A 14977-nucleotide genomic window follows, 5' to 3' on the forward strand; every position below is an offset into this window, starting at 1 on the left:
CCACGTTCGTACGGAGAGACGGAGCAGATGACCGCCGAGCTGGTCCGGGGGCAGAACCGCCCCCTGCCCCACACCCGCCTGGAGATCCGGGTCTCGGCCGGTCATCCGGTCCTCGCCGCGGCCACCCTCGGCGACGAGGAGGGCCGGATCGCCGGCCCCGAGGCCCTCGCCCACCCCGGGTCCGCCGCACTGCCCGGGATCGAGGTGCCCCGGCAGGCCGCCACCGCGCACCGGCTCGCGGTCGACCTGGAGGCGGTGCGCGACACCGTGCACCGGGTCTCCGTGCTCCTCGCCCTGCCGGTCGGCGCGGGCGGCCCCACGCGCTTCGGCGCCTCGGCCGCACCCGTCGTCACCGTGACAGGATCCGACGGCACCCCCGTCGCCGACTACACGATCAGTGGCCTCGACCGGGAGTCCGCGCTGGTCGCCCTGGAGCTCTACCGCCGCCAGGGCGCCTGGAAGGTGCGGGCCGTCGGCCAGGGCTACGAGGGAGGGCTCGCCGCGCTCCTCGCCGACCAGGGCCTCGACCGCCCCGCCGAGCTCGCCGGTTCCGTCCTCGAGGCGGTCGCCCAGGGCCTGGCCCGCTCGGTCGCGGCTCCGCCGCCGCGCGTCCCGGACGCCGACCGGATCCCCGAGGGCGAGCGGGCCCACCAGGCCGCGCAGACCTCGGCGCAGTCTCCCGCCCAGCCCCCGGCCCAGCCGCCGGTCCAGCCCGCCGCCGGCGGGCCCATCGACTACACCCACCCGAGCCGTCGTCCCGCGCCCGATCCCGCCCCGGGCTCCCCGCAGAGCCCCGCGACGCAGCCGGCCTCCGCCCCTTCCGGCTTCCCGACCCCGGTCGCCGGCGACGCCGCCGGCTGGTCCATGGACGAGCGGCTCTACAACCAGGTGTGGGGCATGTTCGAGGACCTGGCCCGCGCCACCGCCGCGTACCGCAGCGCCTGCCGCTTCGCCGAGAACCGGCTCGACCAGGAGCTCGACCGGGTCCTGTCGGACCCGCGCAGCCGGATCGGCGGGGCGGGCGACACCGCCAGGGCCGCAGCCAGGGCCAAGCACGACGAGCTCACCGCCCGCGCCCAGGAGGCCCTGGACCGCGACCTCGCGCAGCTCGTCGCCGAGTCCGAGGTGGTCGAGCCGGCACTGCCCGCCGCCTACGCCCGCTGGGACAGCCCGGTCTGGCAGGCCTACCGGGTGCCCATGGAACCTCCGATGGCCGTCCGCCTGGGCGACCTCCACCTCCCCGAGCGCACCGACCTGCGCATCCCGTTCCTGGCCCGGCTGCCGCTCGCCCGCGGGCTCTGGGTGGACTCGGGCCGCGGTCAGTCCGCGGCGGCGGGGCTGCTCGACGAGGCCGAGCTGCGCCGGCTCGCCCTGGACAGCGCCGTCGCCCACGTGGCGCGGCTGCTCGCCGTGCACCCGGCGGGATCCTTCCGGGTCCGGGTGATCGACGCGGCGGGCGCGGGCGCGGCCTCCTTCGCCCCGCTCGTCGAGGCCGGTGTGCTCGCGGGCCCGCCGGCCGCCGGCGCGGCCGGGGTCTCGGCCGTCCTGACCCAGCTCACCGAGCGGGTCGACCTGCTGCAGATGGCGGCGCGGGCCGGTGCCTCCGAGGACCTGCCGCCCGGCCTGGACACGGCCGAGGAACTGCTCGTCGTGCACGACTTCCCGCACGGCTTCGACGACCGGGCGGTCAACCAGCTGCGCTATCTGGCCGACGAGGGCCCGGCGGTCGGCACCCAGCTGCTGATGGTCGCGGACCGGGCGGACGCGGCGGCGTACGGGCCGGTGCTCGACCCGCTGTGGCGCTCCCTCATGCGGCTCACCCCGGTCCCGGACGACCACCTCGCCGACCCCTGGGTGGGCCACGCCTGGACGTACGAGCCGTCGGCCTTCCCGGCGGGGAGCGCGGTGCTGCGGCAGGTGCTCGGCCAGCTGGCCGACGCCCGCGGGCAGTGGGGGCCGGGAAGCCACTGACCAGCGCTCTTGGGTCCGCTTTACCCTTCTCTTTACCTTCCTTTGGTTCTTCGGGTACTGTTCTTGGTGCGGAGGGGAGTACTCCCTATGCGCGGCGTACCCGTCAATACGGACAGGTCGTACACCTGATCCCGGGGCGCCGGCCCGGTTCCTCCCGGGTGGAAGAGACCTCCGGCAAACGACAAGGCTGCTTCGGCAGCCGTACGAGCCGGAGGCGCAGTGGACGTTTCTATGACCCTGTGGGTGCTGACCATTCTCGGTCTGGGCGCCCTGATCGCGGTCGACTTCTTCATCGGGCGCAAGCCCCATGACGTGTCGGTCAAGGAAGCCGGAATCTGGACCGTCGTCTGGATCGTCCTCGCGGTCCTCTTCGGTGTCGGCGTCACCGTCTGGGGCGGCGGACAGGCGGGCGGCGAGTTCTTCGCGGGCTTCATCACGGAGAAGTCGCTCAGTGTCGACAACCTCTTCGTCTTCATCCTGATCATGGCGAAGTTCTCCGTGCCGACCCACCTGCAGCAGCGGGTGCTGCTGGTCGGTGTGCTCATCGCCCTGGTCCTGCGGGCCGTCTTCATCGCGGCGGGCGCCGCGATCATCGCGAGCTTCTCCTGGGTCTTCTACCTCTTCGGCGCCTTCCTCATCTACACGGCCTGGAAGCTCGTCAAGGAGGCCATGGCGGACGAGGAGGAGGACGAGTGGGACGAGAACCGTCTCCTGAAGTCCATCGAGAAGAAGTTCGGCGTCGCGGACCGCTACCACGGCACCAAGCTCTTCATCGTGGAGGCCGGCAAGAAGGTCATGACGCCGCTCCTGGTCGTCATGCTCGCCATCGGCATGACCGACGTGCTGTTCGCGATGGACTCGATCCCCGCGATCTTCGGCCTCACCCAGGACCCGTACATCGTCTTCACCGCCAACGCCTTCGCCCTGATGGGCCTGCGTCAGCTGTACTTCCTGATCGGCGGCCTGCTGAAGAAGCTGGTCCACCTCAGCTACGGCCTGTCGGTGATCCTCGGCTTCATCGGTGTGAAGCTGGTCCTGCACGCGCTGCACGAGTCCGGCGTGCACGTGCCGGAGATCTCCATCCCGGTCTCCCTCGCCGTCATCGGCGGCGTGCTGGTCATCACCACGATCACCAGCCTGATCGCCTCGAAGAAGCAGGCGCAGCGCGAGGCGGCCGAGGCGGCCGAGGGGCCGGAGCGGGAGAGCGTCGAGGCCTGAGGCCCGCCGTCAGCCCGTGCAGCCGGCGACGGCGGGGCTGCTGTGGGCGCAGTTGGAGGCGAGGTTGTCCGTCACCGGAGTCGCGGTGAGGGACACCGCGCCTCCGCTGTTCAGGATCCCGCCGGCGCTGGTGGCGCTCCCGCGTGCCAGGTTGTGCGTCACCGAACTGTTCCGGATGGTCGCGGTGGCGGCGGCACCGTAGTTCGCGATGCCACCGCCCTGGTCCGCAGTACCGAGCGCCCTGTTCGCGAGGACCGTCGTCCGGTCGAGGGTCAGCGAGCCGTTGTTGTTGATGCCGCCGGCGGCACTGCCGCCGCTGCTCTGTCTGGCGGTGGTGTTGCCGCGGACCAGCGTGTCCGTGAGGGTCGCCGTCGCGCCGGAGCGGACCCTGATGCCGCCCGTCGCCTCCCCGTCGGCGTTGTCGGTCACCTGGCTGTTCGTGGCGGTCAGGGCTGCGCCCACGTCGATTCCACCGGCTTCGGCCCGTGCGCTGTTGCCCGTGATCGTGGTGTTCGAGAGGGTCAGCGGGCCGCCCGCGGACACGCCGCCGCCGTTGTCCTGGGCGATGTTGTAGCTCACCGTGCTGTTGCGCAGCGTCAGCGCGCCCCCGGCGGCGATGCCGCCGCCGGGGCCGGTGACCAGCGCCTGGTTGCGGGTGACCTCGACGGTGTCGAGGGTGGCGCGGGCGCCGAGGTAGACCGCGATTCCGCCGCCGCCCGCGCCACCGGACGTCGACCGCCCGTCGCGTACCGTCAGATTGCGCAAGGTGAGGTTCCCGCCCGGGCCGCTGACCTCGAAGATCCGGAAGTTGACCGTCGTCGAGGCCCGTCGGATGGTGCTTCTGTTGCCGATGACGTCGATCTCGCTGGTCACGCTCGGCAGGCCGTTGCCGGGGCTGTCCTCCACGGTGAGCTGGTAGGTGCAGCCGTACGACAGATAGAGCGTGGCGGGCCCCGGGGTCGTGTTCGCCCGGGTGATGGCGTTCCGCAGCGCGGTCGCGCTGCACGGCACGAACTCCTGGGCCTGTGCCGTCGTCGGGACGGCGACGACCGCCGCGACCGCTCCGGTCGCGACGGCGAGAACAGCGAGTCTGGACAACACGGCCTCCGATTGGTGTGCGGCTACTTTCCGCAACATAGAAAGCACGGATCGTGGTCGCAATCGGAAGGCGGCTATGCGGGCGCGCGCTCCGGCTCCGGCACCGTCGCCCGCGCCGGCAGCGTCTCCGGAAGCAGCGCGAAGCAGCCCAGGCTCACCAGGGCCACCACCGTCAGATAGGCCGCCACGCCCCACGGCGGGCCCGAGCCGCCGTCCGAGACCGCCGTCGCCACGATCGGGGTGAGGGCTCCGCCCAGCACGCCCGCCAGGTTGTAGCCGACGGCCGCGCCCGTGCAGCGCACCCGCGGCTCGTACAGCTCGGGCAGGTACGCGGCCACGACGGCGAACATCGTGATGAAGGCGAGCAGCGAGCCGAGGAAGCCCAGGAACATCAGCAACGGGCGCGCGGTGTGCAGCAGCGCCACCATCGGGAACATCCACAGCGCCGAGGCCGCGCAGCCCGCCAGGCACAGCGTCCGGCGGCCGTAGCGGTCGCCCAGCATCGCCAGGAAGGGCGTGGCCACGCCCTTGATCGCCACCGCCGCCATCACGCACGTCAGCATCACCGAGCTGGACACCCCGAGCCGCTCGGTGCCGTAGGCCAGCGCCCAGGTCGAGACGGTGTAGAAGACGGCGTAACCGACGGCCAGCGCGCCCGCCGTGAGCAGCACCAGGCGCCAGTGGCCGCGCACCACCTCGGACAGCGGCGCGGTGGCCCGGCGGCCCTCGGCCGCCAGCTCCTCGAACTGCGGGGTCTCCGCGAGCGACGAGCGCAGCGCGAGTCCCGCGGCGGCGAGCAGCCCCGCGGCCCAGAACGGCACCCGCCACCCCCAGGAGCGGAAGTCCGCGTCGCTCAGCCCGGCGGTCAGCGCCAGCATCACCCCGTTCGCCAGCAGGAAGCCGACCGCGGGGCCGATCTGCGGGAAGCTCGCCCACAGGCCCCGCCGCCGCTCCGGGGCGTGCTCGGCGGTCAGCAGCACCGCCCCGCCCCACTCGCCGCCGAGACCGAGGCCCTGCAGGAAGCGCAGCACGAGCAGCAGCACGGGAGCGGCGACGCCGATGGACTCGTAGGTCGGCACGCAGCCGACCGCGACCGTCGCGCAGCCGGTCAGCAGCAGCGAGGCGAACAGGACCGGCCGCCGCCCGTGGCGGTCGCCGACGTGGCCGAAGACGATCGAGCCGAGCGGCCGGGACAGGAAGCCGATCGCGAAGGTGCCGAAGGCGGCCAGGGTGCCGGCGACGGGCGAGAAGGTCGGGAAGAACAGCGGGCCGAGGACGAGCGCGGCGGCCGTCCCGTAGACGAAGAAGTCGAAGAACTCGATGGCGGTGCCGACGAGCGAGGCGGCGGCGAGCCTCGCCATCGACGGAGGGTGACTGTGGTGCTCGTGCTCGTGCTGGTGCATGTCGCGCCAACTACCCGCGCGCCGTACCGGTTACGGGGGCGCGCGGAGGCGAGCAGCGGGTCACCGCCCGCGCACGGCGCTCACCAGCCGCGTTCGCGCCACTCCGCGAGGTGCGGGCGCTCGTCACCGAGCGTGGTGTCCCTGCCGTGGCCCGGGTAGACCCAGGTCTCGTCCGGGAGCACGTCGAAGAGCTTGGTCTGCACGTCGTGGATCAGGCTCGCGAAGGCCTCCGGGTCCTTCCACGTGTTGCCGACGCCGCCCGGGAACAGGCAGTCGCCGGTGAAGACGTGCGGGTGGCCGTGCGGGTCGTCGTAGACCAGGGCGATCGAGCCGGGAGTGTGGCCGACCAGGTGCCGGGCGGTCAGCTCGACCCGGCCCACCCGGATCGTGTCACCGTCGTCCAGCAGCTCGTCGGTGCCCACGGGGATGCCCTCCGCGTCGTACGCGCCCGCGTACGTACGGGCACCGGTGGCCGCGACGACCTCGGCGAGCGCCTGCCAGTGGTCGCCGTGCCGGTGGGTGGTGACGACGCCCGCGATGCCGTCGTCACCGATCAGCGTGAGGAGGGTGCCGGCCTCGTTGGCCGCGTCGATCAGCAGCTGCTCGCCGGTGGCCCGGCAGCGCAGCAGATACGCGTTGTTGTCCATCGGGCCGACCGCGACCTTCGAGATCATCAGGTCGCTCAGCTCGTGCACGTCCGCAGGCCCGCCGACCTTCACCACTCCGCTGTACGTCATGGCCTCAGCCTAGCCCCGGCCACCGGCGGGCGGGATGGTGACCGGGGCGGCAACTGCTGTTACAGCGGCGGGAGCTCGGGGAGTCCGGGGCCCTCGACGACGGCGAGGCGGGCGCCCCGGTCGCCGCGGCCGGCCAGCCAGCCGAGGATCTCGGCGACGCCGCCCTCCAGGACGACCGGCGTGCCCTCGGTGCCGCCGGTGTGCCACACGGGGGAGTCCTCGCCGTTCCGGGCGCGCAGGGTCACCGGCGGCACGTCGGGGCGGCCGGACCAGCGGTCGGCGAGGAACTCGATCTCCCGGGCCGTGAACTCGTCCGGCAGGTCGCCGAGCTCGTAGCCCACGCCCAGGTCCACGTGGTGCAGGGCCACCTCCACCCAGCGCCGGAAGGGCACCCTGGCCGCCCGGTCGGTGACGCCGTTGCGCAGCTCCACCGTGCGCTCCCAGTCGGCGGGCTCGCCGCAGACCTTCTCGAAGCGGTCGGCGGTGGCCCGCAGATCGGCGAGCTGGGCGTCGAGGGGCCGGCCGGCGTCGCGCTCGATGTCGGCGTCGCGGGTCTCGGCGTCCTTGTACATCGGCAGGCCCTGGAGAACGTTCACGAGGGCGTCGGCGTTGCGGGAGAGGTGGGCCAGGACGTGGCCGCGGGTCCAGCCGGGAAGCAGTGACGGTTCGGCGAGTGCCGCGTTGTCCCAGGAGGAGACGGTCTCGATGAGCCGGTCGGTCGCCTCGCGCACGGAGGCGATGTCACGCACATGGTCGATCATGGCGCCGACCCTAGGCGGTTCCGGGCCTTTCCGGCCAGGCCCGCACCGGCTGGACCTGCGGCGGAGCCCCGGAGCCGCCACTCGTTCGGGTGAAGAGAGTGGCAGCCCTGCGGAAATCGAATGTGCGTGCTATAAGCTCGGTGGAAGCATCCGGCATCCTTGGTTGTTGGGTGTTCAGGCACATCCGCTCTCTCAAGAAAGGTGCGGACCGGCGTGGCCGACCGTCTCATCGTCCGTGGCGCTCGCGAGCACAACCTCAAGAACGTCTCGCTCGACCTCCCGCGTGACTCCCTCATCGTCTTCACCGGGCTCTCGGGGTCGGGCAAGTCCTCCCTCGCGTTCGACACGATCTTCGCCGAGGGGCAGCGCCGGTACGTCGAGTCGCTCTCCTCCTACGCCCGGCAGTTCCTCGGCCAGATGGACAAGCCGGACGTCGACTTCATCGAAGGTCTGTCCCCGGCCGTCTCCATCGACCAGAAGTCGACCTCGCGCAACCCGCGCTCGACGGTCGGCACCATCACCGAGGTCTACGACTACCTCCGGCTGCTCTTCGCCCGCATCGGCAAGCCGCACTGTCCCGAGTGCCGCAGGCCGATCTCCCGGCAGTCGCCGCAGGCCATCGTCGACAAGGTCCTCGAGCTGCCCGAGGGCAGCCGCTTCCAGGTGCTCTCGCCGCTGGTGCGCGAGCGCAAGGGCGAGTTCGTCGACCTCTTCGCCGACCTCCAGACCAAGGGCTACAGCCGCGCCCGGGTCGACGGGCAGACGATCCAGCTCAGCGAGCCGCCGACCCTGAAGAAGCAGGAGAAGCACACCATCGAGGTGGTCGTCGACCGCCTCACCGTGAAGGACAGCGCCAAGCGGCGGCTCACCGACTCCGTGGAGACCGCGCTCGGCCTCTCCGGCGGCATGGTCGTGCTCGACTTCGTCGACCTCCCCGAGGACGACCCCGAGCGCGAGCGGATGTACTCGGAGCACCTCTACTGCCCGTACGACGACCTGTCCTTCGAGGAGCTGGAGCCGCGCTCCTTCTCCTTCAACTCGCCCTTCGGCGCCTGCCCGGACTGCACCGGCATCGGCACCCGCATGGAGGTCGACCCCGAGCTCGTCGTCCCCGACGAGGAGCGGTCGCTCGACGAGGGCGCCATCCACCCCTGGTCGCACGGCCACACCAAGGAGTACTTCGGCCGGCTCATCGGCGGCCTCTCCCAGGCCCTCGGTTTCCGTACGGACATCCCGTACGCGGGCCTGCCGGCACGGGCCAAGAAGGCCCTCATGTACGGCCACAAGACCCAGGTCGAGGTCCGCTACCGCAACCGGTACGGCCGCGAGCGCTCCTACACCACGCCCGCCTTCGAGGGCGCCGTGTCCTTCGTGAAGCGGCGGCACAGCGAGGCCGAGAGTGACTCCAGCCGTGAGCGCTTCGAGGGCTACATGCGCGAGGTGCCCTGCCCCACCTGTGAGGGCACGCGACTGAAGCCGATCGTGCTCGCGGTCACGGTGATGGAGAAGTCCATCGCCGAGGTCTCCGCGATGTCGATCAGCGACTGCGCCGAGTTCCTCGGCCGGCTCACCCTGAGCGCCCGCGACAAGAAGATCGCCGAGCGGGTCCTCAAGGAGGTCAACGAGCGGCTGCGCTTCCTCGTCGACGTCGGCCTCGACTACCTCTCGCTCAACCGGGCGGCGGGCACGCTGTCCGGCGGCGAGGCCCAGCGCATCCGGCTCGCCACCCAGATCGGCTCCGGCCTGGTCGGCGTGCTGTACGTGCTCGACGAGCCGTCCATCGGTCTCCACCAGCGCGACAACCACCGGCTCATCGAGACCCTGGTACGGCTGCGCGACATGGGCAACACGCTCATCGTCGTGGAGCACGACGAGGACACCATCAAGGTGGCCGACTGGGTCGTGGACATCGGCCCCGGCGCCGGCGAGCACGGCGGCAAGGTCGTCCACTCCGGCCCCTTGAAGGAGCTCCTGGCCAACAAGGAGTCGATGACCGGGCAGTACCTGTCCGGCCGCAAGCAGATCACCACCCCGGACATCCGGCGCCCCGTCGACCCGACGCGCCGGCTCACCGTGCACGGCGCCCGGGAGAACAACCTGCGGGACATCGACGTCTCCTTCCCGCTGGGCGTCCTCACGGCCGTCACCGGCGTCTCCGGATCCGGAAAGTCGACCCTGGTCAACGACATCCTCTACACCCACCTGGCGCGCGAGCTGAACGGCGCCAAGTCGGTGCCCGGCCGGCACACGCGCGTGGACGGCGACGACCTGGTCGACAAGGTCGTGCACGTCGACCAGTCGCCCATCGGCCGCACCCCGCGGTCGAACCCGGCGACCTACACCGGCGTCTTCGACCACGTCCGCAAGCTCTTCGCGGAGACGATGGAGGCGAAGGTCCGCGGCTACCTGCCCGGCCGCTTCTCCTTCAACGTCAAGGGCGGCCGCTGCGAGAACTGCTCCGGCGACGGCACCATCAAGATCGAGATGAACTTCCTCCCGGACGTCTACGTGCCGTGCGAGGTCTGCCACGGCGCCCGCTACAACCGGGAGACCCTGGAGGTCCACTACAAGGGCAAGTCGATCGCCGAGGTCCTGGACATGCCGATCGAGGAGGCCCTGGGCTTCTTCGAGGCCGTCCCGACGATCTCCCGCCATCTGCGCACCCTCACCGAGGTCGGCCTGGGCTACGTCCGCCTCGGCCAGTCCGCGCCGACCCTCTCGGGCGGCGAGGCCCAGCGCGTCAAGCTCGCCTCCGAGCTCCAGAAGCGCTCCACGGGCCGCACGGTCTACGTCCTGGACGAGCCGACCACGGGTCTCCACTTCGAGGACATCTCGAAGCTGATCAAGGTCCTCTCCGGTCTGGTCGACAAGGGCAACTCGGTGATCGTCATCGAGCACAACCTGGACGTCGTCAAGACCGCGGACTGGATCATCGACATGGGTCCCGAGGGCGGCAGCGGCGGCGGCATCGTCGTCGCCGAGGGCACGCCCGAGGAGGTGGCCTCCGTCCCGGCCAGCCACACCGGCAAGTTCCTCCGCGAGATCCTGGGAGCCGACCGCATCAGCGACGCGCCGACCAAGGTCCCGGCCGCGCGGAGCGCCAAGAAGGCCCCGGCGAAGAAGACGGCGGCGGCCACCAAGACCGCCGCGGCGAAGAAGGCCGCGCCGGCGAAGAAGGCCGCCGCCAAGAAGGCGACGACCCGAACCCGCAAGGCCTGACGGCCGCCGACACCGCCCCACGAGGGGGCCGCCCCCGCCGGAACCCGGCCGGGGGCGGCCCCCTCGGCGGTCGACGACCAGACGCGGCGCGGTCGGCCCGGCGTGCCCTGGTCCGGCGCGGTCGGCCCGGCGTGTCCCGTCCCGGTCCGGCTCGGCGCCGTCCGGCGGGGCTCGGCCCCGCTCTGCCTCGTGCCGTCGGCGCGGCCTCGACCCGCCCGGCCTCGCCCGCCCGCCCCGGCCGGGGCCGTCGATCACGGCTTTCGCCTGGGGTGTGGCTCGGCTCGGTCCGGTTCGACGTGCTCGGCGCGGTCTCAGCGCTCGGCAGGCTCGCGCGGCTCCCGCAGTTCCCGGGCGTACGGCGGTTCCGCGCCCGCGCGGGAGCAGGTGACGGCCGCTGCCCGGGCCGCGTACGCGAGGAGCTCGCGCCAGTCCGTGGCCGACAGGCCGCTCACCGGGCGGTCGGCGAGGCCGTGCAGGAGCGCCGCGTTCACCGTGTCGCCCGCGCCGATCGTGTCCACCACCCGCACCCGCACGGCCGGGACGGACACCTCGTACCCGGGCGTGAGGACCGTCAGGCCCGCCGCGCCCCGCGTCAGGACCACCGCCGCCGGACCGGCGGCCAGCCACTCCTCCGGGGAGCCGCCGAGCCAGGCCGCGTCCTCCTCCGAGAGCTTCAGGAGCGAGACGTACGGCAGCCAGCCCGCGAAGCGCTCCCGGTAGGCGTCCGCGTCGGGGATCAGGCCCGGCCGGACGTTCGGGTCGAGCAGGGTGAAGGCGCCGGCGCGCGACGAGCGCCGCAGCAGCGCCTCGTACGCGCTCGCGCCCGGCTCCAGGGCCAGCGAGCAGGTCCCGAAGGCCACCGCCCGCACCCCGTCCGGCAGCCGCTCGGGCAGTGCGAAGAGCCGGTCCGCCGTGCCCTCCACGTAGAAGCCGTAGCGCGCGGAGCCGTCGGGTCCCACCGAGGCGACCGCCAGGGTGGTCGGCTCGGGTCCGCGCTGGACGAGTCCGGTCGCCACGCCCGCCGTCCGCAGCCGCTCGACCAGCACCTCGCCGAAGGCGTCCGTCGAGACGCGCGAACAGAAGGCCACGTCCGCGCCGAGCCGCCCGAGGGCCACGGCCGTGTTGAACGGGCCGCCGCCCGGCCGGGGCAGCAGCGGCGCCAGGGGGCCCGGCGCCCCGTCGGGGACCAGGTCGATAAGGGACTCACCGGCGACGACGATCACGCACCGGAACGTAACCCATGACCGGCACGGGCCGACAGCCGGTGGCAGGCCGGACCGCCCGTCCGACCCGGCCGCCGGTGTCCGCGAACCCGCCGGTATCGTCGGTTCGGTCCCTTCTGGGGCCACCCAGTCCCCGATCCGACACCGTGGAGCGCTCATGTCCGGCCAGTCCACCCGCCGCACCGTACTGAAAGGCGCCGCCCTCGCCGGGGCCGCCGGGCTGGGTGTCGCCGCCTGCTCCACCGACTCCAAGCTGGGCCACGCCCAGAACCCCACGCCGACCGCCCCGGTCGCGCTCGGCGCGCCCGACGAGGTCCCGGTCGGCGGCGCCAAGCTCTACCGCGAGCAGCGGCTCCTGGTGCACTGCCCGGCCCAGGGCCAGTACAAGGCCTTCAGCGCCCAGTGCACCCACGCGGGCTGCGTCCTGGACAAGATCGAGAACAACGAGGGCAACTGCCCTTGCCACGGCAGCCGCTTCGACGTGACCACCGGAAAGGCCCTCAAGGGCCCGGCGACCGTGCCGCTCCCCGAGGTCCCGGTCCGCGTCGAGAACGGCAGGCTGATCGCCGGCCCCAAGGCCTGACGCGTCACGTCCGGGCCGGACCCGGCCTCCAGGGCCTGACGCGCCAAGCCCGGGTTGGGCCCGACCCCGAAGCCCGAGCCGCCACGTCCGGGCCGGACCCGGCCCCCAGGCCTGACGCGCCGCGCCCCGGGCCGGACCCGGCCCCAGGGCCTGACGCGCCGCGCCCGGGTTGGACCCGGCTCCGGCCTCAGGCCCAGTCCCACTCGATCCCGAGGATCCCGGGCCGCACACCCTGCTCCACGATGTGCACCGCGCGGTGCCGGCCGCTCAGCGTCAGCTCGGTCCGGCCGCCGCGCGGCGCGCCCGTCGAGGCCTGCGCGAACCGCCGGCAGCGCACCGGCAGCGCCGCCTCGTCGAAGCGGACCTGGAGCACGTACTGCCCGCCCGCGAAGCTGAAGCCCCGCACGTACTCCCGGCTCGCACCGCCCGTGCCGTCCTCGAAGCCGTACGAGAAGACATAGGTGTCCCCGGCCCGCAGCCGGGTGTCGAAGAGCAGCTCCGCGACGAGGACCCCGGTCTCCGCGTGCCGTCGCACCCGCCCCGTCCGGCAGTTCTCCGTCGCCCGTACCTCGACCCGTGACGGATCGCAGCCCGGGTCGCCCCGGTGGATCGCCAGATAGCGGTCGATCCCGTCCCGGTGCGCCCGCACCACGTGCTGCGAGTCCCGGCCGGTCAGCTCCCGCCCGGCCCCGATCCGCACGCGCTCCTGATGGGCCACGGTGTGCACCCCGCCGTCCGCCGGGCACTCCAGCTCAGCGAGCAGCTGCTCGACCACGCCCGAGGCCTCGACGAGCGAGCGGTACGAGCGGGTCGCGGGGCGCTCCACCCCGTCCCGGGCGGCGGCGTCCTCGTGGAGCAGCCGGATCAGCGAGTTGTCGGGCAGCTGGAGCACCTCCTCCAGGGCCCGCACCGCCTTCATGGACTCGGGCCGCTGCGGCCGCCGGGCGCCCTGCTGCCAGTAACTCAACGACGTCACACCGACCTTCACGCCCCGGTGCGCCAGATGGTGCTGGACCCGCTGGAGCGGCAGTCCGCGCACCGCGAGTGCCGTGCGCAGCGCCAGGTGGAACGGGCCCGTGTGCAGCAACTGCGCCAGATCGGCCTCGGTGTGACCCACGAGGACTCCTCAGTGAACGTTCACGGCAGGGGGAGGCGGAGCACACGGCCGCCGGGACGGGCGGGCTGGTGGGCCGGGGACGGCCGTTCACACCCGGGTCACACCGTTCACAGCTCGCCGTCACCCCGCATTGAAGCGTGTTGACCGGATCCGGACAACGTCCGATGCTCCAGACCAGCGTCCGGACGCGCTCCTCTCCCCACCTCTCCTCCGATCCCCACCACGGGAGGAACGCGATGCGCAGCAGAAAGGTCCTCGCGGCACTCGCCACGGCCGCCGCCCTCTTCCTCGTCCCCGCCGCCCCGGTGTCCGCCGCGCCGGCCGGCGCGGACGCCGCCGGAGAAGGCGTGTCCGCCCTCGCCTACAAGCGGCTGAACATCACCATGCAGGCCCAGCAGAAGACCAACTGGTGCTGGGCGGCCGGCGGCAACACCATCGCCACCTGGTTCGGCCGCAACTACAGCCAGAACCAGTTCTGCAACGCCGCCTTCGGACGGCAGCAGGGCTACGACTGCCCCAACTGGCAGGCCACCCTGGGCAACGTCCAGGACGGGCTGAGCTGGGCGGGCATCAACCCCGGTTCGTACGTGAACGGCTGGCTGCGCTACTCGACGGTGCAGACCGAGATCAACGCCGACCGTCCGGTCGAGACCCGGATCCAGTGGTCGAGCGGCGGCGGGCACATGCACGTCGTCTACGGCTACGACGACGCCGACAGCTGGGTGTACTGGGGCGATCCATGGCCGTCCAGCGACCGCTACAACTGGGCCTCGCACGCCTGGTACGTGAACAACGGCTCGTTCTCCTGGACCCACTCGCTCTACCGGATCGGGGCGTGACGACGATGAACGCACGCATACGCGCCCTGGGCGCCGGCGGCGCCGGTCTGCTGGCCGTCACCGTCCTCGTCCTCCTCGGCGCCGTCCCCGCCGACGCGGCCGCACCGCTGCCGACCGCGCCGACGCCGGAACAGGCGGCTGCCGCGCCCCGCACCCTCGACACGGTGGCCCGCTTCTTCGCCCGGGACGGTGCCCTCGCCCGGGCGGCGGAGCGGCCCCGCATCGAAGGCGCCTCGGTGCCCGTGCGGATCCTGTCGCCCGACTTCGTGGCCGGGAAGCCGGGTGCGCCGGTGGCGCGGGTCGAGTTCCACGCGAGCAAGGCGGTCGCGGCGGACGGCCGGACGGCCTCCCTCTGGACCGTTCGCGCGGCGGGCGGCGGCTGGCAGGTGGTGAACATCGCCACCGGCGACGACGAGGTGCGCTACACCGAGCGGGGCGGGCGGCTGCTGCCCGGCGGGACGGTGTTCCGCGAGCCGCAGATCGACGCGTGGTACGTGCAGAAGGGCACGAAGGTGCTGCCCCTCGACGAGGACGCGGTGCGGGCCGTGGGCGCCGAAGGCACCACCCTGGCCGCGTACCGCGAGCGGGTGACCACCGCGTACGGCGACAAGCTCCCGGGCTCCGCCTACGCGAGGAAGGGCGCCGCCGGCGGCTACGCCACCGGGTCCCCGGCCCCGGCGACCGCCGCACCGGCCGCCCACGACGAGCCCGCCGTCACCGTCGCCTCCACCGCGGCCGGCGCGGGCGCGGTGCTCGCCCTCGTCCTGGGTGCCACGGCGGCGATACGGAGGCGCGCCCGGTAACCCCG

The 14977-nt window shown here is 72.9% G+C and carries 12 protein-coding genes; 6 read left to right on the forward strand and 6 right to left on the reverse strand.

The features are described from left to right. The first annotated feature begins 27 nt into the window (after window positions 1-27). Together ACFY8W_RS16165 and ACFY8W_RS16170 are read left to right on the forward strand one after the other, a co-directional pair. Window positions 28-1971, forward strand: a complete 1944-nt coding sequence (locus ACFY8W_RS16165) for a TerD family protein (RefSeq protein ID WP_391105228.1) — start codon at window positions 28-30, stop codon at window positions 1969-1971. A gap of 231 nt (window positions 1972-2202) precedes the next feature. Then, a complete protein-coding gene (locus tag ACFY8W_RS16170) occupies window positions 2203-3189 on the forward strand; it encodes a TerC/Alx family metal homeostasis membrane protein (protein WP_391105230.1) in 987 nt (328 codons plus the stop codon). Window positions 3190-3198: 9 nt separating this feature from the next. Here ACFY8W_RS16170 and ACFY8W_RS16175 read toward each other — a convergent pair whose 3' ends face one another. The 4 genes from ACFY8W_RS16175 to ACFY8W_RS16190 all read right to left on the reverse strand — a co-directional run bounded on the left by ACFY8W_RS16175 (window position 3199) and on the right by ACFY8W_RS16190 (window position 7188). Continuing rightward, window positions 3199-4287, reverse strand: a complete 1089-nt coding sequence (locus ACFY8W_RS16175; RefSeq protein WP_391105232.1) for a hypothetical protein — start codon at window positions 4285-4287, stop codon at window positions 3199-3201. 74 nt (window positions 4288-4361) lie between these two features. Next, a complete protein-coding gene (locus ACFY8W_RS16180; RefSeq protein WP_391105234.1) occupies window positions 4362-5648 on the reverse strand; it encodes an MFS transporter in 1287 nt (428 codons plus the stop codon). A 122-nt stretch (window positions 5649-5770) separates the two neighbouring features. Then, complete coding sequence (locus tag ACFY8W_RS16185) at window positions 5771-6427, reverse strand: MBL fold metallo-hydrolase (RefSeq protein WP_391105236.1); 657 nt, start codon at window positions 6425-6427, stop codon at window positions 5771-5773. Window positions 6428-6486: 59 nt separating this feature from the next. Further along, window positions 6487-7188: a maleylpyruvate isomerase family mycothiol-dependent enzyme gene (locus ACFY8W_RS16190; protein ID WP_391105238.1), complete on the reverse strand. Its 702-nt coding sequence runs from the start codon at window positions 7186-7188 to the stop codon at window positions 6487-6489. A 213-nt stretch (window positions 7189-7401) separates the two neighbouring features. On the opposite strand from ACFY8W_RS16190, the gene uvrA reads away from it, so the two are divergent. Further along, on the forward strand, window positions 7402-10407 hold the full coding sequence (gene uvrA, locus ACFY8W_RS16195) for an excinuclease ABC subunit UvrA (protein ID WP_391105240.1): 3006 nt from the start codon (window positions 7402-7404) through the stop codon (window positions 10405-10407). A gap of 311 nt (window positions 10408-10718) precedes the next feature. Here the strand turns inward: uvrA and ACFY8W_RS16200 are convergent, their stop codons facing one another. After that, window positions 10719-11630 (reverse strand): PfkB family carbohydrate kinase, encoded by a 912-nt coding sequence (locus tag ACFY8W_RS16200; RefSeq protein WP_391105242.1) that lies wholly within the window; start codon window positions 11628-11630, stop codon window positions 10719-10721. Window positions 11631-11787: 157 nt separating this feature from the next. Here ACFY8W_RS16200 and ACFY8W_RS16205 point away from each other — a divergent pair, with 157 nt between their 5' ends. After that, window positions 11788-12213 carry a Rieske 2Fe-2S domain-containing protein gene (locus ACFY8W_RS16205; RefSeq protein ID WP_391105244.1) on the forward strand — a complete coding sequence of 142 codons (426 nt, stop codon included), beginning with the start codon at window positions 11788-11790 and terminating at the stop codon, window positions 12211-12213. Between the two features lie 187 nt (window positions 12214-12400). Here ACFY8W_RS16205 and ACFY8W_RS16210 read toward each other — a convergent pair whose 3' ends face one another. Then, window positions 12401-13330 carry a hypothetical protein gene (locus tag ACFY8W_RS16210; protein ID WP_391105246.1) on the reverse strand — a complete coding sequence of 310 codons (930 nt, stop codon included), beginning with the start codon at window positions 13328-13330 and terminating at the stop codon, window positions 12401-12403. Between the two features lie 236 nt (window positions 13331-13566). On the opposite strand from ACFY8W_RS16210, the gene ACFY8W_RS16215 reads away from it, so the two are divergent. Both ACFY8W_RS16215 and ACFY8W_RS16220 read left to right on the forward strand, forming a co-directional pair. Continuing rightward, the gene (locus tag ACFY8W_RS16215; protein WP_391105248.1) at window positions 13567-14169 is read left to right on the forward strand and encodes a papain-like cysteine protease family protein; all 603 of its coding nucleotides are present in this window, start codon (window positions 13567-13569) and stop codon (window positions 14167-14169) included. A gap of 5 nt (window positions 14170-14174) precedes the next feature. Beyond that, window positions 14175-14972: a hypothetical protein gene (locus ACFY8W_RS16220; protein WP_391105250.1), complete on the forward strand. Its 798-nt coding sequence runs from the start codon at window positions 14175-14177 to the stop codon at window positions 14970-14972. Window positions 14973-14977 lie beyond the last annotated feature (5 nt).

The organism is Streptomyces sp. NPDC012637 (assembly GCF_042954805.1).
Classification (GTDB): domain Bacteria; phylum Actinomycetota; class Actinomycetes; order Streptomycetales; family Streptomycetaceae; genus Streptomyces.